This window comes from Streptomyces sp. WG7, assembly GCF_049975785.1.
Taxonomy (GTDB): Bacteria; Actinomycetota; Actinomycetes; order Streptomycetales; family Streptomycetaceae; genus Streptomyces.
Map to the genome: position 1 here is coordinate 16,827 of NZ_JBNGGE010000058.1, position 25,305 is coordinate 42,131.

Consider the following 25,305-nt stretch of genomic DNA (forward strand, 5'->3'; position numbering starts at 1 on the left):
CGCACCGGGTGGCCGCAGCACCGGCAAAAGGCCGGCCGCCCGCTCCCTCACCTTTCGAGATCAGGAGAACCCCGAGCATGCATGCTCACCGTCCCGCCGTCTTCGCCGCCCTGCTCGGACTGACCCGCGCCGCCAGCGCCGCCGGTGACTTCTGGGTGCAGAACGACTTCTGTGCCCGGGTGAAGGGCGCCTCCGACGACCACCCGGTCACCTACGAGGACCCGGCCACGAAGGAGAAGACGACCCACGGCACGGCCGACGGCCGTATGGCCTGCCTGCACCACTGCCTGACCTACACGGCCACGCAGGCGATCGTCGCCGGGGCCGGCGCCCGCGCGCTCGGCATCCGGGTCCACCCGGCCGCCGCCGCGGCCGCGCTCGCCATCTCCTTCACGACCCACTACGCCGCGGACCGACGCGTCCCGGGCAAGGGCCTGCTGGAGCGGATCGCCACCAAGACCGGCAAGGGCAACTTCTACAAGCTCGCCGACTTCGGCATGAACGGCGCCTTCCACCTCGACTCCGCCTGGCACCACGGCTGGGAGACCGTCGCCGCCGTGGTCGCCACCACCAAGGCGACCACCCGATGACCAGCCGCACGCGGCTGGACCGGGTGCGCGCCTCGCTCGGCATCGCCCAGCTCGCCCTCCAGCAGATCGAGGACGACCTGAACGCCGACGACGTCGACGCCCGCGAGCTCGCCGCGATCCTGCGCGAGCTCCAGGAGGACATCGACGTCCCCGGCGGCCTCCTCCCCGCCCTCGCGCAGCTGGTCAGCACCGCCGCACGGCGGGCGGAGCAGCTCGAGCCCGACCGCGACGGCGACGCCTCCTGCCCCCTGCACGAGGCCGCCGCCCTGATCACCGACAACGCCGGGCAGCGCCTGAACTGGGCTGCCCGCTCCCTCGACCCGCAAGGAGACGACGCATGACCTCGGTGCTGTACACGGACCTGCCCGAGAACGGGCTGATCGTCCTGATCGGTGCCTCCGGCTCGGGCAAGTCGACGCTGGCCCGCACCTGGCCGGCCTCCCAAGTCCTCTCCCTCGACGACCTGCGCGGCACGGTCAGCGACGACCCCAGCCGACAGGACGCCACGGCCGATGCCGCCGACGTCCTCAAGCTGATCCTGGAACGCCGGATGGCCCGCAAGCTCAACACGGTCATCGACGCGACCAACGTCGAACAGAGCGTGCGGGTGGAACTGGTGATGGCCGCCAAGCGGCACGGCATGCCGACCGTCGCGGTCATCGTCGCCACGCCGCTGCCGGTCTGCCTGGAGCGCCAGGGCCCGCGCCCGGCCAACCGGCGTGTGCCCGAGGACGTCGTCCGTGCCCAGCACCAGGCCATGGTCGCGTCCCATCAGCGGCTCGCGGCCGAAGGCTTCAACACGGTGGTCTTCGCCGACGCCCTGTACCGGCTGGAGCCGTTCCTGGAGCGGCTCTCGCAGGTGAGGGAGGCCGACCTCGGGCGTGACGGCAGCGAGGGCCTGGGCGACCTGTGGCTGGCCCGCCGCTTCTTCGGCCCGGAGATCCTGCCGCTGTGGCGGTGGCGGCCGGGCTCGGACCTGGTGACCGGCCGGGACCGTATCGCGGAGATCCGCCTCGGACAGCAGTACCTCACCCTCGCGCTGCGCGAGGACGTCGACGGCGAGGGCGACTTCGGCTTCGACATCCTGCTGCCGTGCCCCTTCGACCCGGAGTGCGACGGGCAGGCATGGGCGCCGGCCTACAGCGTCAGCTGCCTGTTCCGGGCGCTGACCGGCGACATGGACAACGACCCGGACCTCGTCTGCACCGTCCACGGCGACGGCGTGGACCAGGAGGCCGACGACCACGACCTCCAGGACGACGACCCCGAGGGCCGCGCCGACCTCGAAGCGCAGTACGCGGACGCGGTCCGCGCGTGAGGCGTACCGCCGTCACGCCGAACAACCACACCCCACAGGGCGCCGGGCACACCCGGCGCCCGCCGCTTTCCCAGGAAGGGCACCCCGTCATGGGCATCACGATCACGAACACGTACGGCACCGCGCACCACGTCAGCGAGGACCACCCGGCCCACGTCACGAGGTGTGACTACTACCGGCTGCCCTTGGTCGCCACCATCGTCCCCGGCAATCCCGGCTACGAGGACATGGTCGAAATGCTGAAGGACAACGGCCACGACACCCGCCCCGAGGGATACGGGCTGATCTTCCTGGAGTCCGAAGAGTTCTCCGCCACCTACTTCGGGTCGATCGAACAGATCGAGCAGTACAAGCGCGAGAACACCGACGGCAAGGCGACCTTCGACGCCTCGCAGGGCGTCCTGTACGCCCAGTGGCCCCACGGCAAGGGCTGGGACGACTTCCTCCCCCGCACCTTCTGGAACGTCAAGGCCCGCGGCGGCATCGCGGACGGCGTCGGCCTCGTCACCGCCTTCGCGCACACCGAGACCCGGCGCGGAGGTCATCGTCTTCGAGTTCGAAGGCAAGTGGCTTCCCGACAGCGAGCCGCAGCAGCTGATCACCTACCACTGCACCGCCTGCCACCTCGACTCCTTCCACGACTGCGGGCACGTCCACGAGAACACCGGCCCCAGCAGCCGCCGCTGGGCTGCCCGGCAGGCCCGCCAGCACATCATCAGCGTCGCTCGGCACGGCGTCGGCGACAAGCACAGCGCCTGCCGTCCCAACAACGGCGAGATGCTGCGCGCTGTGAACGCGGTCGCCCGCGACATGTGGGGCACCACGGGCAACGCCCTCCCGGATACCGACGACGCGTTCTGCGCCACCAAGGGCCCCTGCTCGATCATCCGCGAACTCCGTGCTGGAGTCCGCCCGCCCGTCTACCGCGCCTGACGGACGCTCCGTGCCGCCCCGGCCCCCGTTCGACGGGGGCCGGGGCGGTAGCGGTGGTCCCTCAAGCAGCACAGACCCCGGGACCGGGACCAGAGAGGGGATGGACGTCATGCCGAACCAGGAGGCCCACTGTGAAACCAGCGCGCAGCCGGACCGGAAGGACTGGCAGCTCGCCCAGGAGTACCTGCACCGCGCCCGGTACGCCGACAGCGCCCGCCTCGCCGAACTGTTCACCGACGAGGAAGTCACCCGGGCCACCGCGTACCTGGCCGCCCAGCACCCCGACACGGACCGGCTGACCGCCATCGAGGCCCGGCTGAAGGCCGTTCCCGGCGGCTGGCGACACAGGGGCGGCGACACCGGCGTCATCGAGGACGGCGACGGCCGGCCCGTCGCCGTCCTCGGCACCAGCGGCGACGAACACCTCCCGCTGGGGGAGTTCGTCGCCGCTGCCCCTGGCGACACCGAGTGGCTCACGCAGCAGCTGCGGCGGGCGTGGGCGCAGCTGGACAGGCTGCGGGACCGGATCGACGACGCCGGAAGCCTCATGCACATCCACCACGTCGCCACGGCCATCGACTACGTCCCCGGCTCGAGGGAGACGGAATGAGAGCCCAGCCGCCGCACCCGCACCCGCTCACCCCGGCCGACCTCCCGGCCGGAGACGACTGGTGGCACGGCTGCCCGGACTGCCCGCTGCCCATCCAGGGCGGGGCCGCCGGCCTCGCCGCGCACCGCCGCACCGTCCACACCAGCGCCGGAGACCCCCGGCGCCCCATCACGATCCAGCTCGACTTCTGACAAGGAGGCCCACGATGGCCGTCCAGACCCGGACCGACACCTTCGCCGCGCTCCGTGACTGCTTCGCCGCCGACCTCGCCGCCCTCATCGGCGACCAGGCGCCGCGCGGCACCACCCCGAACGCCTTCATCGACCTGGTCGAAGAGGTCCGCGACGTCCTCGCCGCGTCCAGCATCGGCACCTGGCGGGAGGCCAGCGAGGAACTGGACCGCGCCGTCGGTCACCTCACCGACGCACTGACCAGCACGGACGGCGACCAGGCGTCGCTGCTGGCCTGGGCACGCACCCACCTGCGCGACGGCATCGCGACGGCCAGCTGATCCCCGCCTCTGAGTTGAGCGCACTCTGTGCCGCCCCGGACCCCCGCACCCGCCGGGGGCCGGGGCGGTCGCAGTGGCCCCTCAACCACGAGAGCGAGAGGAGATGGGTCGTCATGCCGCACCGCGAGGTCTATGAGGTCGACGTCCCGATACACCACACCAGCAACCCGGCCCTGCGCGGTCTGCACGTCTTCGCCGGCGAGGCGGACTCCCGCAGTACAGCCCTGCGACGCGCCCACGAGGTGTACGACGCCGCGCTCGCCGCGCAGCAGGCCGGACTCGAGACCGCTGGCCAGCAGCCGGACAGCTGGACCGCGCACGGGCTGCGCCCCGGCTGGGAGCTCGACTGGCTCGCCGCGAAGGCCGGCCCCTGGAAGAGCCCCTACAGCTGGACCACCCGCAGCGACTTCGAGCTGTAGCTACGCCCCGGGACGGACGACACGGCGTCCAAACCAACCGCCCGTCCCGGGCCCACCCAACCCGTACGAGACGAGAGGGAGACCCCCAGTATGGACTCCGTCCTGCGCGTTCAGGGCCGGATCGGCCCGCGCACCCTCCTGATCACCACCGCCGCGCTGCCGCTGACCGGCTGGACCGTGCACGCCGTCGCGCTGCACCGCCGACTCGCGGCGACCCGCAAGGATCCGCTGACCGGCCTGATGCGCCGCGACGCCTACACCGCCCGCGCCCGCCGGCTCCTGGCACGCCACGGCGATAACGTGGCCGTGGTCCTCATCGACCAGGACCACTTCAAGGCCGTGAACGACACCATGGGTCACGCCGCCGGCGACGCCGTCCTGGCCGCGACCGCCGCCCGGCTCACCGCGTGGGCGGGCCCGCGCGCAGCCGTGGGCAGGCTCGGAGGCGATGAGTTCGCCGTCGTCCTGGAGCTGCCCACCGCCCGCCTGGAGCAGCGCCTCGCGCAGCTGATCCGGATGCTGCACACGCCGGTCGTCCTCGAGGACGGGCGCATCGTCGACGTCGCCGCCTCGGTCGGTGCCACGACCCCGTGCGCGGTCGGCTCCCGCGACCTGAGCCTGTTGCAGCGGACCGCCGACGCCGCCCTGTACGACGGTAAGCACTCCGGGCACGCGGTCGTCGCCGACGCCGCGCACGTCGCGGTGCCGTCCGTCAACGGACGCCGGGCCGGCCGTCCGGGCACGGCCGTGTGGGGGCGAGCCGCATGAGCCTCGCGACCCTGCCCGAGGGCGACTGGATCCGCGGCATCAGCATCCGGCAGCCCTACGCGGCCTGCATCCTCGCCGGTGCCAAAACCATCGAGAACCGTCCCGGCCGGTGGCGGACCGGCTGGGTGCTGCTGCACACCAGCAAGACCATCGACCAGCCCGCCCTGCGCACCCCGCTGATCGGCCGCACCATCCGCGGCCGCCAGCTGGTCACGGGAGCGGTCGTCGGCGTCGCCCGGATCACCGACTGCCACCAGGACCCCGAGGGAACGCCGCTTTGCTCGCAGTGGGCCCACCCGGCCGCCTGGCACCTGGTCCTTGACGACGTCCAGGAGCTGCCGCTGCCGGTCCCCGCCCGTGGGCAGGTCGTGCCCTGGAAGCCGTCGCCGGACCTGCTGGAGCGCGTGTTCCAGCAGCTGCCCAACTTCCGGCCGTGACCCGCTAGGGACGCAAGAAGGAGAAGAAGCCGTCGTTCGAGCCGGGACTGATCCCGGCCCCCGGCCACCTTCTCGTCTGGCGCGACAGCCAGCACTTCGACCGCTGGCAGGACCTCCCCTGCACGCTGTGCGGCCAGCCCACGCCCATGCGCTCCCACGCCGGCGAGCACGTGCACAAGGCATGCGCGGAGGACTGGATCACCGCCAACCCCGTTGAGGCCCGCCTCGGCCGGTTCGCCTCCGACCTCACGCCGAAGCCCACCTCAAAGTCGAAGTCCAAGGGCCAAGGCGACCACTCCTGACCTCCACCTGGAGGACCCCATGAGCAGCACCGACCGCGACGTCGACCACGCCCTCGCCTACCCCGAGCCGCCCGCCTCCCCGCTCTGGCACCGCCACGGCGGCGCGACGGCCCGCCCGCTCACCGACGCCCAGAAGCGGCGCAACCGCGAGCTGCTGGACATCGCCCAGCGCACCACCCGACCCCGCTCCCCTCGCCCCACCGAGACCCTGGCGGAGGCCCACTCATGACCACCAAGCACTGCACCGTCGACGGCTGGGTCGACGTGCCGCCCGCCCCCGGCCCGCGCGGCACCGCCACCTTCGACCTGGTCGTCCGACCCGACGACCCGGACACCGTCGCCAAGGACGCCCCCGACACGATCGTGTCCTGCACCAGCGAGGACGCCCGGATCACCCACGAGCTGCTGACCGGCATACAGCCCAGCGACCTGGTCCGTGTCACCGGCACCCTGGTCCAGCCGCCGTCGCCCGGCGAGCCCGCCCGGCTCACCGTCGACGCCCTGGAGGTCCTGGACACCGCGCTGGTCCCGATCCTGCGGGACATGGTGATGGACCGGTACGGCGACTACTGCGTCATCTTCAACGCCGACACCGACGCCGTGCCCGTCTTCACCGCGCACGGGCAGTGGGTCGGCCTGGCGGACAACCCCGACGCCATCGCCACCCTCATCGACATCCACAAGCGCGTGAACGGCGGCGACGCCTGATGACCACCTCCGACACCAGCACCCCGTCCCGGACCGTCCTCGAGCGATTCCCCGCCGGAAGCCCCCGCGGCTCCTGGCCGGCCGAAGAGTACGCCGCCGCCCAGCGCGCCCAGGGCAGGCCGGACGCCCGGGTCGTGATGGACCTGTCCAGCGACCAGTTCCTCGTGGTCACCGACACCACCACCCAGTAGCACCACCCCGAGCGCCGCGCCCCGCCCTTCCCGGCCGGGCGCGGCGCTCCGCACATCCCCGCCCTTCACCCCTCGAGCAGGAGGCACCCTTGCATCCGATCCGCCTGATCTCCTTCGGCTACCTGCACCTGCCCACCGGCCCCGACGGAACCCCCGTCCCGCCCCCCGCCGACCGGATCGAGGACGTCCGCGACCGGCTCCGCGACCCGGCCGCCGCCCGCGACATCCTCGACCTCGACGGCCTCAACCCCCGCGTCCAGGACGTCGTCCTCAACACCCCCGGCGCCCGCGAGCTGCTCGCCAACCTCGCCGACTACGCCGACCTCCCCGCCGGCCCCCGCCGCATCGCCATCGGATGCGCGCGCGGTCTCTAGCCACAAGGGACTGTTGCTGGGATTTCAGTGACTGTGGGTGGCTGTATGTTCACTCGTTGATGATCGATGAACTTGAGGCGGAAGCCGGTCCGTTGGCGCGGTGGCAGGTGCATTGGTGCGACCCGCGGCGGGAGGTGTCGTGGTACGCGGCCGATCCGGTGCTGGCCGGTCTGCCGACGCTGGCGGAGTGGGCGCACGCGCACGGTACGCAGGTGGGACAGCCGGTGCTGCTGCGGGCCGATGGCTGGTCGGTGCCGGAGGTCAACGGGTTCTTCGCCTCGGCGCGGATGCGCAACGCGAGCAAGGGCACGCGGAGGAAGTACGCCTTCGCGGTAGCCGTCTGGCTGGGATTCCTTGATGCGGCGGGGCGGACCTGGCACGACGCCGACGAGGAGGACGTCGCCGGGTTCAAGTTCTGGCGGATGACCGACGAGACCAACGTCCGGCGCGTGGCCGGCGGGACGGTGCTGGACGACCTGATCGCGATCAGCGCGTTCTACCGCTGGGCCGGGGTCCGGTTCGGAGTGAGCGATCCGGTGGCCCGGCGGCAGGTTCCCGGCCCTGACCCGGGCATGGTGACGGAGTCGTTCGAGGCCGGCCCGCACCTCGTACGCGGCAAGGACGTGAAGTGGCTGGACCCGGCCGGCTATGCCCGATGGGTCGACGTGGGGCTGCGCGGACTGGACCTGCACGGTCGGGAGATCGACGGGTGGCGCGGGCGCAACAGCCAGCGTGACTGCGCGTTCGTCGACGGGCTCTACGGCACCGGGCTGCGGCTGAGTGAGTGGGCCAGCGTCCTGCGCCTGGAGCTGCCCGCCGACGACGAGGCCCGCACCTACTACACCTGCCGACTGGCGGAGGCATGCGCCAAGGGTGGGCGTGGGCGCCGGTTCTGGATGCCGCGCAGCGTGCTGGTCGACGTCCTGGCCTACGAGGAAGGCGAACGCGCCGCAGCGGTCCGCCGCGCTCAGCGCGTCGGCCGCTACGAGCGGCTGCCGCAGCTGCTGCTGGTCGAACGCAGGACCCGCAACCGGCGGCTGGAGATGTGCGACTCAGGCGGCCGGCGGATGACCGCGTCGCTGGATTCGCTGGACCCCGGCGCCCGCAAGAGGCTGTTCCGCCGGACCGCGACCGGACTGGAGCCGCTGGTGGTCTGGCTGAACGAGGACGGCATGCCGCGCGAGGCGCATGGCTGGCAGCACACCTTCGACACCGGCAACGAGCGGGTCGCCCGCGCCGGGCTCACCTCGTTCGAGGCGAACGCGCACATGATGCGGCACTCGTTCGCGCTGCGCTGGTACTCGGTCGGCCGACTGCTTTACGAGCGGCAGGTCGCGCACCTGAACGCCGAGGAGGTACGCGACTTCCGCGCCCAGTTCGGCGACACCTGGTATCTGGTCAAGACGCTGCTCGGGCACGCCGACGTGACCACCACCATGGACACCTACCTGGAGCCCTTCCGCGACCTCGACGTCTCGCTGCTGATCGAGCACGCTCACGGTTTCGCGCTGTCGGCGCTGATGGCGTCCATGTTCGCCACGCACCCGCAGGTGCTGTCCGACCCGGTCGCCGGAGAGCCGTCATGACCCGCGCTGCGGGCCGCCCGGCTGCGCTGCCAACACCCGGATACCAGGCGCCGCGACGGTTGTTCCTCGACGACGGCCAGTGCATGGTCCGCTTCTTCCCGGAGCGCGGCGGCCCGGCCGTCGACTACGACTTCGCCGCGTTCCCGGTCGCCCGCGAGCTGGTGGTGTGGATGGCGACCGCGTTCGCAGGGGCGACCGGCCCGGCCGGGCGGCGCCGGACAACCTCCTCGGCCGCGAGCGCCTTCGGCCTGCTGCGCCGATTCGCACACCATCTGGCCTCGCTCAACCGCCCGCCGGCCCATCCGGCGCAGCTTCGAGCCGCGCACCTGGAGAGCTTTCAGATGGCCAGGCTGGGCACGCCGAATCTGAACCGGGAGCTGCCGACGCTGCGGTCGGTGCTGCGGTTCGCCCCCGAAGGCGCCGACGAGGACTTCCTGGCGCGGCTGGCCCGCAAGGGCCTGAAGCGCAACTCCACGCCCGCCGCCAGCTACACCACGGACGAGTTCGACCGCATCACCACCACCGCGCGCACCCAGCTCCGACGGGCCGCCGACCGGATCTTCGCCGGGCGGGAACTGCTGGCCCGCTGGCGAGCCGGCCAGATCGACGCCGAAGCGGACCCGCGAACCTGGCAGCACGGCGAGCTGCTGGACCACGTGGAGCGGCACGGCGACGTCCCGCGCAGGGATAACCGTTGGGGCCGGCAGCCCGACCACCGCGTCGTTCATTTCGGGGCGGGGCGGCTGATGGCGGACCTGCACCTGATCTTCTCCGACATCGGCGCGGCCGGCGTGCTGCTGCTCTGTCTGACCGGGCAGAACTACAGCACGATCTCCACGGCCACTGCGACGCACCACCGCGCCGACGGGCACACCGGGACCACCGCGACTGCGGTGGTGGACCTGGTCAAGCCGCGCCGCGGCCGGGACCGCGCGCACATGCCGACCGCGTTCTCCGGCAGCGCGCCCGGCGGGCCGGGCAGCAGCCCCCACCGGCAGTTCGACCTGCACACACCGTTCGGGGTCTACGCCCTGCTGGTCGACCTGGCCGGCCCGGCACGGGCGCACATCGGAACCGATCTGCTCCTGGCCTTCTTCTGCTCCAAGGGCGTGGAGAGGGCCCGCGGATTCCGCGCCGGCCTACCCAATGCGATCCTGGCGAGCTGGAGCCGCAGCGCGAACCTGCACGCCGACGCCCCGGGCGAGGACGGTCTTCCGATTCCGCTGGTGGTCGACAGCCGACGGTTGCGGATGAGCTGGCTGGAGCGCCACCAGCAGCCGGTCGCGCACACCGAACGGACGCTGGCGAACGAGTATCTGGCGCGCAACCGCGGCAACCTCGCCGAGTACCAGAAGGTCGTCGCGGACGTGCTGGAGGAGCAGCTGGCGGGCGCGAGGGCCGCGCAGGTCATGCAGGTGCTGACGGCCGCCGATGTCGCTGAGGCCCGGCAGAGGCCCGAGGCCGTCGCCCGGCGCCACGGCCTGGACCCGGCCACCCTGAAGAAGCTGTTGGCCGGGGAACTGGACACCGTGCTGGGAGGCTGCACCGACCACCTGGCCAGCCCGCACAGCCCGGCGGGCGAGCCCTGCCGGGCCTCGTTCCTGCTCTGCCTGTCCTGCCCCTGCGCCCGCGCGACCCCGGCACACCTGCCGGTCCTGATCGCCGTCCAGGAAGGACTTCAGGCCCGCAAGCAGGAGATGACGCCTCTGCGCTGGGCCGAACGGTTCTCCGGGCCCGTCGCGCAACTGGCCGACCTGCTCGCCAGCTTCCCCACCGCGACGATCGCCACGACCCGCACCGAGATCACCGCCGAGCAGCGCGCCCTGGTCGAGCGGTTCCTGACCCGAGGACTCGACCTGACATGATCCTCCCGGACACCGCCCCGGCCCCATCCGCGCCCCTGCTGCCCGAGCCCGGCACACTCGTGCTGCTCAACCGGCCGTTGCGCCCCGGAACCGACCCCAGCACCCTGTCCGTCTTCGCCGACCAGCGCTGGCGCCTTTCGCCCGCCGTATTCGAGGGCCACACCACCGCGTTCTCGATCGACTTCAGCCCAATCACCGCGCCGTTCCTGCATACGGTCAAGACGCTCACCTGGTTGCTGCTCAACCACACCAGCGCCGGTGTCTCGACCTTCTACTTCCGTCCGCGCACGTTGGCGATCACCACCATCACCTGCATGTTCCGCAGCCTCCGGCTGTTCACCGACTGGCTCCACGGACGCGGCCGGACATGCTTCGGCGAGGTGTCCCTGGCCGACCTCGACGACTACGCGACGCACGTCAAAGCAGCCGAGACCAGCCATGGTCAGCGCGAAGACCGGCTCTCGATCGTGAACCGGGTGTGGTCCTACCGGGACCTGCTGCCCGAGGCTGACCGGCTGCCGCAGACACCACCCTGGCGCGGCGAGCGCATCCAGGACATCCTCCAGCAGCGGCGAGCCATCCGCGAAGAGAACCGCACGCCGCGCATCCACCCCGAGACGATGTCGGCGCTGCTGGCCTGGGCCCTGCGGTTCGTGGAGACCTTCGCCGAAGACATCACCGCGGCATTCGGCGAGCACCTGGTCCTCAGCGAGCGCGGCGGCCGCGGCCGCGGGGGGGCGGGACATTCCCCCACCGCGGCGCCCGAAGGGTGCGCTGACCGATGACCTACGCGTCCTGCTGAGCGACTACCGGGAGCAGGGACGTCCGCTTCCCGGCCTCCGGGACAGCGACGGCACGCTCCGGGTCAACCTCTCGCATCTGGGAAAGGTGCTCGACACGGCCCGCGGCGCGCTGGACAACCCCAGCAACCGCGCCGTTTTCGCCGAGATGGGACTGCCCGTCATCGAAGGCGCGCCGCTGGACACGCCGGTCACCGGGCGGTTGGACGGCCGGCCCTGGCACGACGGGGCCATCGACTACACCGAGGCCGGCTTTCTGGCCCGGCACCTGAGCACGGCCTGCTTCCTCGTGATCAGCTACCTGTCGGGGATGCGGTCAGGCGAGGTCCTCAGTCTGGAACGTGGCTGCGTCGAACGAGACCATGCCCACGACCTGGTCCTCCTGCGCGGCAGGCACTGGAAAGGGGTCCGCGACGCCGCCGGCGACAAAATGCCCGAGGGCGAGATCCGGGCCGATCCGTGGGTCGTCACCGAGGCCGTCGCCACCGCCGTCGCGGTCCTGGAGCGGCTGCACAACAGCACCTGGCTCTTCCCGGCGACGTTGTTCACCGACGGCCGCGACGGCGCGACCATCCTGCGCAGCCGCGTCGGCGGCTCCCGGTCGGAGACCCGGATCAACCACGACATCGCCGAATTCCTGGCCTGGGTCGAGACCTACTGCAACGAACACGACCGCAGCGATCACATCCCGCCCGACCCGGTCCACCCGGTCATCTATTCCGCTCGCCTGCGCCGCACCCTGGCCTGGTTCATCGTCCGCCGGCCACGGGGCCTGGTTGCCGCCGCCATCCAATACGGACACCTCCGCGTCCAGATGACCCTCGGCTACGCCGGAAACTACGCCTCGGGCTTCCCCGACGACCTCGCCTTCGAGGACTGGCTGGCCCGGCTGGACACCCTCGCCGACGCACACCAGCGCCTGAGTGAAGGCGAACAGGTCAGCGGCCCGGCAGCCGAGACCTACCGGCACCGCGTCCAGGCTGCCACTCGCTTCGCCGGCCGCGTCCTGCGCACCAAGCGGCACGCCACCACCATGCTCGCCAACCCCGACCTCCAGATCTTCCCCGGCAAGGGCATGACCTGCGTCCTCGACCCCAAACGAGCAGCCTGCCGCCTGCGCAGCGAGGAGGACGGCACCCGCCGCACCCCCGACCTCGACGACTGCCGCCCGAACTGCGTCAACATCGCGCGGACCGATCGCGACATCGAACACGTCCTCGTCCAGATCGAGCGGCTCCGACCGCTCGTCGACGACCCGCTGGCTCCGACCTTCCGCCATGCCCGCGAACAGCACGAACTCGACCGCCTGCAACGCATCGTCACCACCCACGACCAAACCGGAGAACCCCACGATGGCCACTGACCACGACGCCGAACGCACGCCATCACCGCAGCAATCCAACGGCTCCTCGACGGTCGTCCAACCCGGTCCACGGGGGCGCTCACCACGCTGCAACTCGCCGCCGAGGCGGGCGTCAAGCGCTGGGTCCTCACGCACAAGCACGTGGACCTCAAGGAAGAATTCGTCCGCCGAAAGTCCGAAGCGAACGGCATCCCACCCGCGTTCCAGCATCTGCACGCTCGCGCAGTGGAAGCCGAAGCCGCCGCCCGGGCCCAGCGGGAGGAGAACGACCGGCTTCGCGAGCGCGTCGCCGTCTATGCCCAGGTCATCCACGAACTCCGCACCGAGCTGGACCGGCGCACCGACAACAACACCCAGCGCAGTTCCGTCCGGAGCCTTCCTACCAGCGTCATCTGACGTGCGTCGACCGGGGCCGGTGCCGGTCTCCCGACCCTGTTGTCACGCGGGAACGGTCACGCAAGGTCTGTGCGTAATTCCCCGCCCCACCGGACCCCGGCGACCGCTCAGACGGCGACACGAATCGGGATAGCGTCCGCGCGTCCATAGGCGAGTACTTGGGCGAGGACTTCGCGGAACAGGACGACGTCCTCGGCCGGTGCTTCGATGACAGCCTCGATCTCGCCATCGTTCAACCGCAGGTCCTCCAGTGCTTCAGGATCGAGCGATACGCGGAGGACGTTGCCCGTTAGAACGGCTTCGCGCACACAGCCGTACGCGGTCCCCTGTCCGGCTGTGACCAGGCAGTGTGTGTCCATGCCCAAGGCGACCTCCTGATCGTCTGGGTCATCCTCGCCCGCCATGAACATCAAGATGAATCCGCTTCCGTCCTCCCCTTCGGCAAGAGCAGCCTCGGTGAAGTAGCCGTCAGGGTCGATCTCTGTTGTGGCGACACGAGCAGTGAACCGGTATGTCATGACGGGGTTCTATCAGGGCGTTCAGCTGAGGGAGGGCTCAGGGGGCGAGGCCAGGTGAACCGCGACTGGTTGACATCGGAAGCAACAGCTCGCAATAGGCGAGAGAACGGGAGGCCGGCACCGTGCCAGCGGTCTCACCGAACTCCTGGCCCAAGCACTTCGGGACCGCGGCCGCCAGGTCGACGTCGAACACCTCCACGTCCATCTGCCGCGCGTCCTCAAGGCGACCGACACCAGCACCGGAGCGAGCGCATGACCACCACCGGCCTGTACGACCTCGTGACCAGCGAGGGCGACGACGGCACCATGCACCCCGCCGAACAGCTCTGGACGCCCGGCGAGGACGCGGCGGAGAACGGCTTCATCGTCCATCGCGGCCTGTACGTCACCGGCATCGACGACCCGACCGAGGACCGCCTCTATCCGATCGGCTTCGTCGTCCTCGGACACCAGCGGTGGGCCGACATCATCGAGGCCGCCGCCGCGTACATGGCCCGCGTCCACGGGTGGCGGAACCTGCACCTCTACCCCGGCGACGACCCGTCGGAGCTCATCCCCCGCATCCCGCGCGCCGTCCTCACGCACGGCGTCTTCTTACGGCACCCCCACGCCGATCACGGGTGTGGCTGCGAGTGGGATGAGACCTGGCGGATGTTCTGGTCGCCCAGCACTGAGCGCGGCGCCATCCCGATCACCGCCCTTCGGTACCCGGCCGCACCCGTGGCCGCCGCCGACATCCCCAACCCCGACGAAGGTGCGCCCGCGACCTGGGCGGCCTGATATCCGCCACCGGCATGACAAAGGGCCGTGCCCACCGCAGATCTGCGATGGGCACGGCCCTTTTTGTGTTTAACGGGCTCTGCGGCGAGCCGCGTACTCCGGCGGGGATCCGTGCCGATGGTGCCGCAGCGAGGTCAGAAATTTCTGACCCCCGTACCGACTCTCAACCGGAAGCGGCTTCGGCCTGCTCCGGCAAGGCGGCGGCAACGGCACGGTTCGCGGCGGTCAGCCGCTTCACCACACGCTGCACCTCGTACTCCAGGCGCTCCAGGTGCTCGCGAGCCGCAGCCGGGTCGGCTTCCAGGGCGGCCTGTACCGCAGCCGGTGCCAGAGGCGCGTAGACACGATCTTTGAGTGAGTCAGCCGCCCGCTCCAAAGCCGTGATCGCGGCCGGTACGGGTGGCGGCGCCGGGAGGTCAGAAATTTCTGACCTCGTCTCCTGTGCAGGGATCGCAGGCGTGGTCAGGTCCTTCGCGATTGAGGCGAGCAGTGAGGCAGTCGGCCGTTTTTTGCCCTGCTCCGCTGCCTGCGTCAACCCTTCCGTCATCACTACCTGAGCCGTCTCCAGGCCCTGGCTGGCGATCACCTCGGCCATCACCTTGCGGGCCGACGCCCGTGTGAGGTGCTGCGCGAGGTCGGGCCCCAGCTCGCTGATGGCCCGAATGCGCGCCGCGTCCTGCAGAAGCTCGAACACGTACTTCGGCTCGACATCGAGCACATCCGCCGCCCACACCGAGAAATTGGTGTGACCGGCCACCAGGTGCAGCTCGCGCTCCTGGGCGACCTCCAGCAGCACCGCCTTGTTCAGGACGGTGAAGTCCTCGGCACGCTTACCGGCGAGGTCGATCTCATGCAGGCGCTCGGTGATGTAGGCGAGCTGTTCCTCAGGGGTGCCGGTGATGTCGTCGGCGCTGAGAACCCGGCCGCGAGCGAAGACGCTAGGCCCGTCGACCGAACCTTGCTTCGCGGCTGACGTCGCCGCGCGCTTCTGTAGCTCAGCCGGAACCGCGGGGTCGACAGACGAGTCCGCAGCCTTCTTCAGGCGGCTGTTGCCCGCCGCGATCAGCTTGTTGCCACTCACGCTTCCACTCCTGATGCGGTGAGAATCCGGTCGTATACGTTAGTGAGCGCCTGTGCCTCCCGGCCCGACGCATCGGTGATCGGCACGCACGCAAATCGGGTCTGTTGGCGCACCGAGTGGCGAGGGATCACCAGGTCGTCCCGATAGAGGGATCCGTAGGTGTCCGCCAGGAACTCCCCTATGGCGTCCTTCAGCGTGCTGCGGCCACCCGGCACTATCGACGGGATGATCCCCACCACCCTCAAGTCCGGGTTCATGCCCAGATCCTTAACGAGCTTGATCGTGCTCAGAGCTTCCGCCGCACCGATGCGGCCGTCCTCGTCCAGCGTCGCCGGGATGAGGACGTCGGTAGCCGCCACGAGAGCAGACGTCACCAGCTTCCCGCCGGCCCGAGGCGGCAGGTCCAGGACGCCGACCATGTCGGGCCCGACTACGCCCTTGAGCCCCAGCCGCAGCCGGAACTCGAGGCCGACGGCCACGTTGTCGGTCTCCCGATTGGCGAGAGCCCGCTCCGCAGCGATGACCTGCACGCCGGACCAGGCCTTCCCTGCTTCAGCGAACGCGTCCACGGCCAGGCCGGTCTCCCCCTGCGGATCCAGCGCCAGCAGGTCGTTCATGGAGAACGCTGGCGCCTCATCGGCAGAAATGCCCAGCTCTGCCGTGAAGGTTCCTCGCGGATCGAGGTCGCCCGCGATGACACCGAGCTTTCGCTTCCGCGCGGCCGCGACTAGTCCTGCGGAGAGGGCACTCTTGCCCACGCCGCCCTTCTCGCTGTACACCGCCAGCACTCTGCTCATGTCAGAACCTTCGGTCGATACGCCCAACTCACGGAGGGAAGAGTATCGGCAGGAAGCCCGGTACCTAGGGGCGGCTGGCATGGAACAGCGCGGGCGAGGGCGGATCGAAAACCGTGGGGGAGACTCTTCCTCGGCCGTCGGTAGCGTTGGCGAAGCCAAGTGGTGAGAAGCACGAGGTACTTGGTGTGTTGTCCGGAGCACTGTCGGCACCCTCCGGAGCACTGTCGGCACCGCAGCATTCGCACGATCCCTGACGGAGCGGCACGCCCACGTAAGGGTGAACGCCACGGCGGGCGGCACGGGAGCCACTACGGTGCGACTCGGCATGACACGAACGCCGCCTCGCCGCTGTCGCAGCGCCCACGCCGCCCGCGACCCAGTCCGGCCAAGGCTCCCCCGGCTTCAGCCGGCACGGGCCCGTGTAGACGTCCCGTCGCCAGACTCGTTCTGCTGCCCCGGGAGGAGCGTGGGTCCCTTGGAGAAGCGCATGACGAAGAATGGTTTCAACAGCCGCAAATCCCGTATCCGCGCCCAGGCCAAGAGCGTGGGCACTACCTACCGCCGGGCTGCCAGAGCCTTGGACGGGCAGCGCGACGAGAGTGAGCTCCTGGCCCAGCGTGCCGCGCGCATGAACCTGGACGAACTCGCGGAGATTCGAGAGGTCTTCGTAAACGCCATGTGGGAAGCCGACCTGCCCGAGATGGTACAAGCCATCCTCTATGTTCTTTCTGGCCGCCTTAGTACTCCAGCAGCGGTTCGTGTCCTGAGCTGCTGCTTGTCGTTGTCCTGGTATGGAGGGCATGACTGAAGTCGGTTGCTGGGCTGATGAGTTGGAGTCGGTGTTCGCCCGGGTGGCGGGCCGGTTCGCTCGGGCGGATCTGCGGTGGCGGATGCGGGACTACGTCCGCGGTCTGCTGGGCCAAGCGGCACGGAAGAACGGTTGGCAGCTCGCGGAATGGGCAGGCCACCGCACGCCGGACGGCTTCCAGCGGCTGTTGAACAGCAGCGTCTGGGACGCGGACGCCCTGCGTGACGACGTCCGTGCCTACATCGGTGAGTCCCTTGGTCTCAATGGAGTGTTGATCATTGACGACACCGGGTTCATCAAGAAGGGCACCACCTCGGCCGGGGTGGGCCGGCAGTACACCGGCACCTCGGGAAAGATCGACAACTGCCAGATCGGGGTGTTCGCCGCCTATGCCACCCGCTCGGGCCGGGCCCTGGTGGACCGGGAGCTCTACCTGCCCAAGGCCTGGACGTCCGACCGCGACCGCTGCCGGGCGGCGAAGATCCCCGACGAACGCGGCTTCGCGACCAAGGGAGAACTGGCCCGGGACATCGTCCGCCGCTGCCTGGCCACCGGCCTGCCCGCCACGTGGGTCACCGCGGACGAGGCCTACGGGCAGGACTGGCACTTCCGCCGCCTGCTCGAACAACTCGACATCGGCTATGTGGTGGCGGTGCCCAAGTCACAGCAGATCAAGTCCCTGGCCGGCATCTGGCGCATCGACCAGCTCATCGAGGACGCCCCTGCCGATGCCTGGCAGAGACTCTCCTGCGGCGACGGCGCCAAGGGCCCGCGCGTCTACGACTGGGCCGCAGCCAAGCTGCCCGCCAACGACGTCTTCGACCCCGACCCGCCGACCCATGACCGCTGGGTCATGGCTCGCCGCAGCCTGTCCGACCCCGGCGAACTCGCCTACTACCTCGCCTACGCCCCCGTCGGTGTCGAGATCGCCGAGCTGGCCCGCATCGCCGGCACCCGCTGGGCGATCGAGGAGTGCTTCCAGGCCGCGAAGAACGAATGCGGCCTCGACCAGTACGAGGTCCGCCGCTATCCCGGCTGGTATCGGCACATCACCCTGGCCATGCTCGCCCACGCGGTCCTGACCGCACTCGCCGCCCAGGCCGGCGGCGAGGCCGCAAAGGGGGCTGCAGAAACGGATCAGCCCTCGTCCCGCTCACCGTGGCAGAGATCCGGCGGCTCCTGGACACTCTCCTGCCCCACCCACGAAGCGACCAAGACCCCGTCGCCCACGCACTGAAGTGGTCGGCCTGGAGAAGACGCCGCCAAGCCGTCGCCCGCCACTGCCACTACCGAAAACGCAGCTCAGGACACGAACCGCTGCTGGAGTATTAGACCGTGTCCTACGTGGTGAGGCGTCGTTGAGCTCGGCATGGGGCGGGGTACGTGGAGTCGGATTGTTCCGGACGGGCTGTGGGAGATCGCGAAGCCGCTGGTCCCGCCGTCGAGAGTGCGGCCACAGGGCGGCGGAACGCAGGACACGCCTGATGAGACGCTGTTCGCGGCCATCATCTACGTCCTGGTCAGCGGCTGCGCCTGGCGCCAACTACCGCCCTGCTTCGGCATATCGAAGTCGACCGCCCACCGCCGGTTCCTGATCTGGTCGAGAGCCGGTGTCTGGGGGCGGCTGCACGAAGCCGTGCTGCACCGACTCGACGACGCCGACCTCATCGATGTCACCCGCGTCGTCCTCGACACCGCCCACGTCCGCGCTAAAAAGGGGGCGAACACACAGGTCCGAGCCCCGTGGACCGAGGCAAGCCGGGTTCCAAGATGCACGTACTGTCGGACGCGAACGGACTGCCCCTCCTCGTCGGCGTCTCGGCCGGCAACACCCACGACAGCGAAGGGCTGAAGCCCATGGTCGAGGGTCACCAAACGAGACACGACCCCCACCGCGGCCGGTACTTCAAGCCCCAGCGCCTCCACGCAGACAAAGCCTACGACCGCGCCGACCTGCGGAAATGGTTACGCGGCAAACGCATCGGAGTACGGATCGCGCGCAAAGGCATCGAGTCCAGCGAACGATTGGGCCGCCGTCGCTGGGTCATCGAGCGGACGATGCCCTGGCTGTCGGGCTACCGACGTCTGAGCCCTCGCTACGAGCGCGATCCCCGCAACTACCTGGCCTTTCTCGGTCTCGCCGCGGCCCTGTGCTGCTACAAGCGACTCGTCCGCCTCACCACGTAGGACACGGTCTTAGTGATCGCTGTACACCTCGACACCCCTTCAACGCGACCCAATACCTTGGCAACATGTTGGACGGAAGGAGGCTCGTCATAGGCCGTGAGCTGGGAAATACTGCGTCAAGTGGTCAATCACGCCCGGCAAGCTGTCCGGCGGGGAGACCTCCACGACCACTGCCTCACCATCAATGTGATGAAGCGGGGACGCCGGATCGTGATCCTCGCTCCAACGACTCCTCACGTGCGCGGAGAGAATTATGATCGCTTGATCGAAAAGGGGAATCAACGCCTGGAGTTCCGGGAAAATGGTCACCTGCTTTCCAGGAGACTTCCCTGAATTTCCGGCCAACGCGTCCGCGCTGACGCGGGAGATTCAGCTGCTGGGCTACCGCGGCGACGTCAACACCGTCCGACGGCACCTGAAGCCCTACCGCAATGGCACAGTGCCGGCCACCGCTCCCTCGCCGCACCTGACCGTCCGCAGGGTCACCGACTGGATCATGCGCCAGCCCGAGCACCTCACCGATGTCGAGCGATTGGGTCTCGACGAACTGTGCGAACGGAACCCCGCGCTGGCGACGACCGCCGAGTATGCCGCCGTCTGGCGCTCATGGTCCGTGATCGCCGCGATGAACACCTGGCACTCGATGTCTGGATCGCCGACGTCAGCCTCGATGGCCAGCGCGAACTCCGGACTCTGGCCAACGGCATGCGACGCGACCGCGCGGCCATCCAGGCCGCCCTCACCACGACCTACACGTCCGGAGGAGTCGAAGGCAACGTCACCAGGATCAAGCTGCTGAAGCGACAGATGTACGGCCGCGCCAACTTCGACCTCCTGCGACGCCGCATCCTGCTCTCACCATGATCAAGAAGGGACTACCCCAAATTAGCGACAGAGCCCAGAAGTTGGGCCAGCCAGAACCCGAGTTCGGGAGGCACTGGGGGTCTTGCCAGGGCAGCATCAGGATGCACCTGGTGAAAGGCCCTGGTCATGCCGCAAATGTCGAGGGCCGAGCTGTACGCGGCGATCCGGCGTGACCATCGCGGCGGCATGTCGGTACACAGGACACGCTCTCACGGCCATCGCCGTGGACATCGAACGCCTCAGCGGCCGGTCAGTGACCGAGGAAACCTCTGCACCGAGACCGCCGACCGCCTTCCAGACCTTCCTGGATCAGAACGACATCCCCAGCCGAAGTCCTGGCGGAACCTCGGAACCTGAGCCGGCCCACCAAGATCCCCGACAAAGTCAAGGTCAGAGGGGGAACGGTTCCACAAGGCACCCGCAACCGCCGCGGACGGCGGTGCGGAAGGGGGACCGCCGGGAAGGCCGTGGATCACATCCTCGTACAGGGCTCCGAACGCGGTCATGTACGTACCCCCCGCCGTGGTGCTGCAGACCAGGACGGGGCGAAGCGCCCGGCCGGCGTGCGGCCGGGCGCTTCGCTTCGGGGGGGGGATCAGTTCATGAACTTCGTGCTCTCGCCCCAGCAGGTGCTCTCCCATGCTTTGACGGGCTTGTGCAGGGCACCCGTGCCGTACGGGTCGGCGGTGAAGGTCTGCACGGCCTGGTGGGCGTTGCCGGCGCAGGTGGCTCCGACGGTTCCGTAGTCGTCGAAGAGGGCGACATCGCTCTTCGCGTCTCCGTTGTAGTCACCAGTCGTCATGAACCTGGCGACTGGTCCTCCCGTGGCCGTCCGTTCCCATTGGGTGGTGACGCCCCTGGCGTTGGCGTCGAGGGTGAACAGGCGGATGTGTCCCGCACCGTAGTCGTAGAGCAGCGCGAGGTCGGCCTTGCCGTCGCCATTGAAGTCGCCGGAGTTCACGGCCTTGGTCCCGGCGCCCCAGCAGGTGCTCTCCCAGATGGTCCTGGGAGCCTGGAGGGTGCCGCTGCCGTCCGGGTCAGCCAGGTGCTGGACGATGGCGACATGGTCCGCGCGGGGGCAGGACGAGTCGGTCTTGCCGTAGCTGTAGAGAGCGGCGACATCGGTTTTGCCGTCCCCGTTGTAGTCCCCCGTGGTCAGGAGCGTGGGATTCGGCCCCGGGGTGGTGCGTTCCCATTGGGTGGTGACGCCCCCGGCGTTGGCGTCGAGGGTAAACAGGCGGATGTGTCCCGCACCGTAGTCGTAGAGCAGCGCGAGGTCGGCCTTGCCGTCGCCATTGAAGTCGCCGGAGTTCACGGCCTTGGTCCCGGCACCCCAGCAGGTGCTCTCCCAGATGGTCCTGGGAGCCTGGAGGGTGCCGCTGCCGTCCGGGTCAGCCAGCTGCTGGACGATGGCGACATGGTCCGCGCGGGGGCAGGACGAGTCGGTATTGCCGTAGCTGTAGAAGGCCGCGGTATCACTCTTCCCGTCGCCGTTGAAATCGCCGGCGGTAACGAACTTCGGGCTCGTCGGCCGGCAGGGGTCATCCCCCCTGGCCACCAGGGTGTCGAGGCCGCCGGAGTGATCCTTCTTGCCGGGAAGGCCGAATGTCGCGGTACGTACCGTGCCGCTCTGCGCGCAGGCCGGCGAGGTGAGCACGCCGTAGTCGTAGACCAGCGAGACGTCGCCGATACCGTCGCCGTCGTGGTCGTTCGTGGTGGGCTTGGCGACGGTGTCGACGAAGCGGGTCCCGCTCGCGGCGTAGCCCCTGACGGCGGCGTCGACCTGCTCTGGGGTCAGCACGCTGGAACTGTCGTAGTAGACCCAGTCGGCCTTCTGCTCCCAGACACGGGCGGCTCCGCCCTCCGCCAGGTCAATGAACCACTCGTTGAAGTTGATGGTCATGGGCTCGCGCGGGGAGAACTTCGCGGCCGGCCTGAAGTACTCCTTGCCGTCCACGTAGAAGACGGTCTGCCCCCTGGAGACGGTCATCTGAAGGGTGTGCCATCCCCTGAGGGTCGTGAGGCCCGCGTCGTAATGGCTCGTCCGGTCCTCGGCGCTGTTGTACCAGGCGGTGGTGAAGAGCGAAGGCGTCGACACCCCCCAGCCGCCCTTGGGCAGGTACTCGAAGTCCAGCTCGCTGTAGAGCGGACTCTCCGGCGAGATCGCGTAAAAGGCCTGGACGGGGTGGTCCCCGCCGGCGGTGCCCGTGGCAGGGGAATCGTCGAAGTGGACGCGGGCGGCGTAGGTACCGCTGTAGAACTTGCGCTGAGTGGTGCTCAGCTGGGCATGGACGGTGCCTGCGGGCGTCCCGTCGGTGCTGGCCCGCAGCTGCGCGACCCGGCCGTCGGTGGCCGTCGGGTCCACGGGGAAGGTCACTGCGCCCGCGGACCAGGTGGCCCCTGCCACCCCGGGGCCGCCGACGCCCGTGCGGGCGCTCCAGCCGTGTGCGGCCAGGGCAGGGTCGTCCACGCCGGTGTAGTGGAAGTCGTCGAACAGGATGCCGCCCGGTACCGCCGGGGGCTCGGCCGCAGAGGCCGGGAGAGCCGTCGGCCCGAACACGGAGGCCGCACACGACAGGAGGACCGTGGTGAGCAGCGCGATATATCTTCGCCTCGTACGAGCACGCCCACGAAAGGGGACATAATCCATTAGATCTCCATACAGAGAAAGAAAACACGGTGTCCGAATCAGCGGCAAACACGGGGATAGTCCCGGCATGTACGCCAGGAGTATCCCTTTTTTATCCTACGAGTTGAAGATCCCTACCGGGTCCCGCGGAGGGCAGGGCGGGCCCGGAAGTGAGCCTGCCTCTTGAGCATGGCCGGTGGCGGAGAGCAGTCCGATCTCGCGCGTGGCCGCAGGAGGTCGATGTCATCGACCTTGACCAGGTCATCTTCCGTCGACAGGTGCTTCCGTCGGCCGTATGACGGAACGGCAATGTCGAAGAAGTGGGCCGGGTCGTATCCAGCTACGCGCCGTCGGAGCTCGGCGACCGTCTCGTTCCACAGGTAGTTGAGCGCCGCGTCGAAGAGTCCGGCGGCCGCCGCAGTGATCATCTTGCTCACGTACACCGACCGGCCGCGATCTTCCATGGACAGTCGCCGGAGAGCGCCTCCGAAGCTCGCGAGTGCCTGCTCGCGTTCCGGCAGCTCGACCCATACTCCGTCAGTCGGGAGCCCGGCCTCGGCGAGCTGATCGAGGAGCATCTCTTCGAAGCGTCCAAGGTCGTCCACAGCAGGCGGCTGCGGGTCCTGTCGGCGTACCCTCAGCCCCTTGGGTATTCCGCGCATCCCAACAGCCGCACGTGCCAGTACCTCGTACGTCTTCGGGAGGGGGTGTGGTTGAGGTGGGCGGTGGCGAGGCCGACCACGGAGCCGGCGTCGGGGTGGCCTCTTGAAGAGCGTCGGCCGCGTCGGCAGTCGTCGCGCCGTGGCGGGGAACGCCCGGATCGAACTCCTCGACGGAGGGCGCCACCAAGGGGTCCTGCTTCGTCAACGATGTGACCGCCATCTGATCACCGCCGACGGCGGGGGTTCCAACGGCTACCGCACCCGCGGCTGAAGACCCACCTGGCCGACCTCGCCGCCGAAACCGGCCTGGAGATCACCCTGTGTCACCTGCCGCCCGGCACCCGATGCCGTTGCCTGAATTAGCGAACTACTGACTTCGGCTCGTCAGGGCGAACTCCGGTGAAGTTCCTCATGGGTCGGGGGTGGTGGCTGTATCCCGTGTGGTGTGAGGTATGCGGATGGGGGCGGGTTGACCGCTGCGGGACGTCGGCGCCGGGAGTCGGTGCGAATGCAGGCGGCCGAGCTGTTCGAGCAGGAGATCAAGCCGACCGAGGTGGCACGGCGTCTGCGGGTGAGCCGGAAGTCGGCCTGTCAGTGGCACCAGTTGCGGCGGGACGGCGGCGTGCAGGCTCTGGCTTCGCGGGTCCGAACGGTTCGCGGTGCCGTCTGTCGCCGCTGCCTGGAGAAGCTCGCCGGGTATCTCGAGCCGGGTCCGGCGGCGCACGGATGGGGGGAGGACCAGGTGTCGACGGCGGCGCGGGTGGCCACGCTGATCGGCAGGAAGTTCCACGTCTCTGTGTGTCCTGAGCATGAGAAGGAGTTGGTTGTATACGGCAGCATCGGCAACCTGACTGAGAGCGTCCGCACAAGACCCGTCGCGTCCACGGAGCCGGCCCACGGGCCATCGAAGAACCGTGGTGGCACCGTAGTGCCGTCGCATCCGGCTGACGGTCAGCAGCAAGCCGCCTCGGTGCGCGGCCCGCGCGTCCGCAGCGAACGGTGGAACTCGGTCAGGCGTGTGCCGGGCATCGGATGGCCGCCCCCTCGGATTCAGTACGGGAACGGCACCGACGGCAGGGCGAAGTTGTTGTCGAAGAGGTGCTCGGGGTCGTAGTACGCCTTGAGCGCGATGAGCCGGTCCAGCACCGGACCGGGAAAGGCATCGTTGAGCTCTCGACGCCCGATGCGCGTTTCGAAACTCAGGTAGAGCCCGTTCAGGTGTGAGTGAAGCTGTTCCCACCGCTCATCGAGGCCGTCGCGCAGGGCAGGTGTGGTGGCGGCCATCAGGGAGAAGTTCTGGGTGCGGTGGGAGTAAGCCATGGCCGTGGGCGGTGTGTCGTTGACCGCTGCTCCGATGGAACGCAGTTGCACCATGCCGGCCGCCCCCATCAGCGCGGCGATGCCCTCGGCGGTGGGCTCGGTGATGTGGTCCACCAGCCCGGAGCGTGACACCGTGAGCGGTTGCTGCGCGTGCTGGGGCCCGTGCCCGGCAGGCAGCAGCCGGTGGTACGGGGTGACGAAGGCATGGTTGCGCAGGACCGGCCCGGCGAGAAGCAGGGGAGCGAGCGCCGCGCCGACTGCCGCGGGGTCCGTGCCCGCGTACACGGTCATCGCCTGGGCGACGGGTCCCCCGCCGGGACCTGTGACGAGTGTCAGGAAGCTGGTGACCGCGCGGGGGGGCGCCCCCCCCGCCGCCCCCCCCCCCGGGGGGGGGGCGGGGGGGGGGGGGGGGGGGGAGAAGGGCAACGCCACGGGGACCACCCGGCCCCGAAAGGGGGGGGCAAAAAAAACCCACGCCACCCCCCCGA

At 69.6% G+C, this 25,305-nt stretch carries 32 protein-coding genes and 2 pseudogenes; 28 read left to right on the forward strand and 6 right to left on the reverse strand.

Translation table 11 applies throughout. The annotated features are described in order from the left end of the window. Positions 1–77 precede the first annotated feature (77 nt). The 20 genes from ACP4J0_RS34085 to ACP4J0_RS34180 all read left to right on the forward strand — a co-directional run bounded on the left by ACP4J0_RS34085 (position 78) and on the right by ACP4J0_RS34180 (position 13,171). The gene (locus ACP4J0_RS34085; protein WP_426602661.1) at positions 78–590 is read left to right on the forward strand and encodes a hypothetical protein; all 513 of its coding nucleotides are present in this window, start codon (positions 78–80) and stop codon (positions 588–590) included. Then, positions 587–931 carry a hypothetical protein gene (locus ACP4J0_RS34090; RefSeq protein ID WP_426602663.1) on the forward strand — a complete coding sequence of 115 codons (345 nt, stop codon included), beginning with the start codon at positions 587–589 and terminating at the stop codon, positions 929–931. Before ACP4J0_RS34085 ends, ACP4J0_RS34090 begins: the two co-directional genes overlap by 4 nt. Beyond that, entirely contained in the window at positions 928–1,908 is a 981-nt protein-coding gene (locus tag ACP4J0_RS34095) for an AAA family ATPase (RefSeq protein ID WP_426602665.1), read from the forward strand. Before ACP4J0_RS34090 ends, ACP4J0_RS34095 begins: the two co-directional genes overlap by 4 nt. Before the next feature lie 777 nt (positions 1,909–2,685). Beyond that, complete coding sequence (locus tag ACP4J0_RS34100) at positions 2,686–2,841, forward strand: hypothetical protein (RefSeq protein ID WP_426602667.1); 156 nt, start codon at positions 2,686–2,688, stop codon at positions 2,839–2,841. A gap of 109 nt (positions 2,842–2,950) precedes the next feature. Next, positions 2,951–3,451 (forward strand): hypothetical protein, encoded by a 501-nt coding sequence (locus ACP4J0_RS34105; RefSeq protein WP_426602669.1) that lies wholly within the window; start codon positions 2,951–2,953, stop codon positions 3,449–3,451. Then, a complete protein-coding gene (locus tag ACP4J0_RS34110; RefSeq protein ID WP_333753101.1) occupies positions 3,448–3,642 on the forward strand; it encodes a hypothetical protein in 195 nt (64 codons plus the stop codon). Before ACP4J0_RS34105 ends, ACP4J0_RS34110 begins: the two co-directional genes overlap by 4 nt. Positions 3,643–3,656: 14 nt before the next feature. Then, positions 3,657–3,962: a hypothetical protein gene (locus ACP4J0_RS34115; RefSeq protein WP_217144795.1), complete on the forward strand. Its 306-nt coding sequence runs from the start codon at positions 3,657–3,659 to the stop codon at positions 3,960–3,962. Positions 3,963–4,075: 113 nt separating this feature from the next. Then, positions 4,076–4,381, forward strand: a complete 306-nt coding sequence (locus ACP4J0_RS34120; RefSeq protein ID WP_426602672.1) for a hypothetical protein — start codon at positions 4,076–4,078, stop codon at positions 4,379–4,381. 90 nt (positions 4,382–4,471) lie between these two features. Continuing rightward, the gene (locus tag ACP4J0_RS34125) at positions 4,472–5,149 is read left to right on the forward strand and encodes a GGDEF domain-containing protein (RefSeq protein WP_426602674.1); all 678 of its coding nucleotides are present in this window, start codon (positions 4,472–4,474) and stop codon (positions 5,147–5,149) included. Beyond that, positions 5,146–5,586: a hypothetical protein gene (locus tag ACP4J0_RS34130; RefSeq protein ID WP_426602676.1), complete on the forward strand. Its 441-nt coding sequence runs from the start codon at positions 5,146–5,148 to the stop codon at positions 5,584–5,586. The genes ACP4J0_RS34125 and ACP4J0_RS34130 overlap by 4 nt, the downstream gene beginning before the upstream one ends. A 146-nt stretch (positions 5,587–5,732) precedes the next feature. After that, positions 5,733–5,888 (forward strand): hypothetical protein, encoded by a 156-nt coding sequence (locus ACP4J0_RS34135; RefSeq protein WP_426602678.1) that lies wholly within the window; start codon positions 5,733–5,735, stop codon positions 5,886–5,888. Positions 5,889–5,907: 19 nt separating this feature from the next. Next, positions 5,908–6,117: a hypothetical protein gene (locus tag ACP4J0_RS34140; RefSeq protein WP_311579255.1), complete on the forward strand. Its 210-nt coding sequence runs from the start codon at positions 5,908–5,910 to the stop codon at positions 6,115–6,117. Then, entirely contained in the window at positions 6,114–6,596 is a 483-nt protein-coding gene (locus ACP4J0_RS34145) for a hypothetical protein (protein WP_426602680.1), read from the forward strand. Before ACP4J0_RS34140 ends, ACP4J0_RS34145 begins: the two co-directional genes overlap by 4 nt. After that, the gene (locus ACP4J0_RS34150; protein WP_386778638.1) at positions 6,596–6,787 is read left to right on the forward strand and encodes a hypothetical protein; all 192 of its coding nucleotides are present in this window, start codon (positions 6,596–6,598) and stop codon (positions 6,785–6,787) included. Before ACP4J0_RS34145 ends, ACP4J0_RS34150 begins: the two co-directional genes overlap by 1 nt. 89 nt (positions 6,788–6,876) lie before the next feature. After that, complete coding sequence (locus ACP4J0_RS34155) at positions 6,877–7,161, forward strand: RapZ C-terminal domain-containing protein (RefSeq protein ID WP_426602682.1); 285 nt, start codon at positions 6,877–6,879, stop codon at positions 7,159–7,161. Positions 7,162–7,220: 59 nt separating this feature from the next. Continuing rightward, a complete protein-coding gene (locus tag ACP4J0_RS34160; RefSeq protein ID WP_426602684.1) occupies positions 7,221–8,747 on the forward strand; it encodes a site-specific integrase in 1,527 nt (508 codons plus the stop codon). Further along, on the forward strand, positions 8,744–10,612 hold the full coding sequence (locus ACP4J0_RS34165; RefSeq protein ID WP_426602686.1) for a hypothetical protein: 1,869 nt from the start codon (positions 8,744–8,746) through the stop codon (positions 10,610–10,612). The genes ACP4J0_RS34160 and ACP4J0_RS34165 overlap by 4 nt, the downstream gene beginning before the upstream one ends. Further along, entirely contained in the window at positions 10,609–11,397 is a 789-nt protein-coding gene (locus ACP4J0_RS34170) for a hypothetical protein (RefSeq protein WP_426602688.1), read from the forward strand. Before ACP4J0_RS34165 ends, ACP4J0_RS34170 begins: the two co-directional genes overlap by 4 nt. A 103-nt stretch (positions 11,398–11,500) precedes the next feature. Then, positions 11,501–12,775, forward strand: a complete 1,275-nt coding sequence (locus ACP4J0_RS34175; protein ID WP_426602690.1) for a hypothetical protein — start codon at positions 11,501–11,503, stop codon at positions 12,773–12,775. Between the two features lie 141 nt (positions 12,776–12,916). Then, a complete protein-coding gene (locus ACP4J0_RS34180) occupies positions 12,917–13,171 on the forward strand; it encodes a hypothetical protein (RefSeq protein WP_426602692.1) in 255 nt (84 codons plus the stop codon). A gap of 107 nt (positions 13,172–13,278) precedes the next feature. Here the strand turns inward: ACP4J0_RS34180 and ACP4J0_RS34185 are convergent, their stop codons facing one another. Further along, entirely contained in the window at positions 13,279–13,689 is a 411-nt protein-coding gene (locus ACP4J0_RS34185; RefSeq protein WP_426602693.1) for an Imm10 family immunity protein, read from the reverse strand. A gap of 252 nt (positions 13,690–13,941) precedes the next feature. On the opposite strand from ACP4J0_RS34185, the gene ACP4J0_RS34190 reads away from it, so the two are divergent. After that, a complete protein-coding gene (locus tag ACP4J0_RS34190) occupies positions 13,942–14,469 on the forward strand; it encodes a hypothetical protein (protein ID WP_426602695.1) in 528 nt (175 codons plus the stop codon). Positions 14,470–14,632: 163 nt separating this feature from the next. Here ACP4J0_RS34190 and ACP4J0_RS34195 read toward each other — a convergent pair whose 3' ends face one another. Together ACP4J0_RS34195 and ACP4J0_RS34200 are read right to left on the reverse strand one after the other, a co-directional pair. Beyond that, positions 14,633–15,550, reverse strand: a complete 918-nt coding sequence (locus tag ACP4J0_RS34195; protein ID WP_426602697.1) for a hypothetical protein — start codon at positions 15,548–15,550, stop codon at positions 14,633–14,635. Continuing rightward, the gene (locus tag ACP4J0_RS34200) at positions 15,547–16,347 is read right to left on the reverse strand and encodes a ParA family protein (RefSeq protein WP_426602699.1); all 801 of its coding nucleotides are present in this window, start codon (positions 16,345–16,347) and stop codon (positions 15,547–15,549) included. The genes ACP4J0_RS34195 and ACP4J0_RS34200 overlap by 4 nt, the downstream gene beginning before the upstream one ends. A gap of 475 nt (positions 16,348–16,822) precedes the next feature. On the opposite strand from ACP4J0_RS34200, the gene ACP4J0_RS34205 reads away from it, so the two are divergent. The 5 genes from ACP4J0_RS34205 to ACP4J0_RS34225 all read left to right on the forward strand — a co-directional run bounded on the left by ACP4J0_RS34205 (position 16,823) and on the right by ACP4J0_RS34225 (position 20,206). After that, positions 16,823–17,155: a hypothetical protein gene (locus ACP4J0_RS34205; RefSeq protein ID WP_426602700.1), complete on the forward strand. Its 333-nt coding sequence runs from the start codon at positions 16,823–16,825 to the stop codon at positions 17,153–17,155. Continuing rightward, positions 17,148–18,392: an IS701 family transposase gene (locus ACP4J0_RS34210; RefSeq protein ID WP_426602702.1), complete on the forward strand. Its 1,245-nt coding sequence runs from the start codon at positions 17,148–17,150 to the stop codon at positions 18,390–18,392. Before ACP4J0_RS34205 ends, ACP4J0_RS34210 begins: the two co-directional genes overlap by 8 nt. Before the next feature lie 132 nt (positions 18,393–18,524). Further along, positions 18,525–19,342 (forward strand): IS5 family transposase gene (locus ACP4J0_RS34215; protein WP_426602704.1). Its coding sequence is split into 2 segments (ribosomal slippage): positions 18,525–18,867 and positions 18,867–19,342, totalling 819 coding nucleotides; the frame shifts between segments, so codons are not numbered across the junction. A 96-nt stretch (positions 19,343–19,438) separates the two neighbouring features. Further along, positions 19,439–19,675, forward strand: coding sequence for a hypothetical protein (locus ACP4J0_RS34220; protein ID WP_426602706.1), 237 nt, complete (start codon positions 19,439–19,441; stop codon positions 19,673–19,675). Positions 19,676–19,948: 273 nt separating this feature from the next. Continuing rightward, on the forward strand, positions 19,949–20,206 hold the full coding sequence (locus ACP4J0_RS34225) for a transposase (protein ID WP_426602708.1): 258 nt from the start codon (positions 19,949–19,951) through the stop codon (positions 20,204–20,206). Between the two features lie 595 nt (positions 20,207–20,801). On the opposite strand, the gene ACP4J0_RS34230 is transcribed toward ACP4J0_RS34225, so the two are convergent. Both ACP4J0_RS34230 and ACP4J0_RS34235 read right to left on the reverse strand, forming a co-directional pair. Continuing rightward, positions 20,802–22,766 (reverse strand): FG-GAP-like repeat-containing protein, encoded by a 1,965-nt coding sequence (locus tag ACP4J0_RS34230; protein ID WP_426602710.1) that lies wholly within the window; start codon positions 22,764–22,766, stop codon positions 20,802–20,804. Between the two features lie 203 nt (positions 22,767–22,969). Then, positions 22,970–23,413 carry a hypothetical protein gene (locus ACP4J0_RS34235; RefSeq protein ID WP_426602712.1) on the reverse strand — a complete coding sequence of 148 codons (444 nt, stop codon included), beginning with the start codon at positions 23,411–23,413 and terminating at the stop codon, positions 22,970–22,972. 298 nt (positions 23,414–23,711) lie between these two features. Here ACP4J0_RS34235 and ACP4J0_RS34240 point away from each other — a divergent pair. Continuing rightward, positions 23,712–23,839 (forward strand): annotated as a pseudogene (locus tag ACP4J0_RS34240) (ISAzo13-like element transposase-related protein); the annotation flags it as partial. Positions 23,840–23,942: 103 nt separating this feature from the next. Continuing rightward, positions 23,943–24,293, forward strand: a pseudogene (locus ACP4J0_RS34245) (helix-turn-helix domain-containing protein); the annotation flags it as partial. Between the two features lie 254 nt (positions 24,294–24,547). Here ACP4J0_RS34245 and ACP4J0_RS34250 read toward each other — a convergent pair. Further along, positions 24,548–25,108 carry a hypothetical protein gene (locus ACP4J0_RS34250; RefSeq protein ID WP_426602714.1) on the reverse strand — a complete coding sequence of 187 codons (561 nt, stop codon included), beginning with the start codon at positions 25,106–25,108 and terminating at the stop codon, positions 24,548–24,550. Between the last annotated feature and the right edge of the window lie 197 nt (positions 25,109–25,305).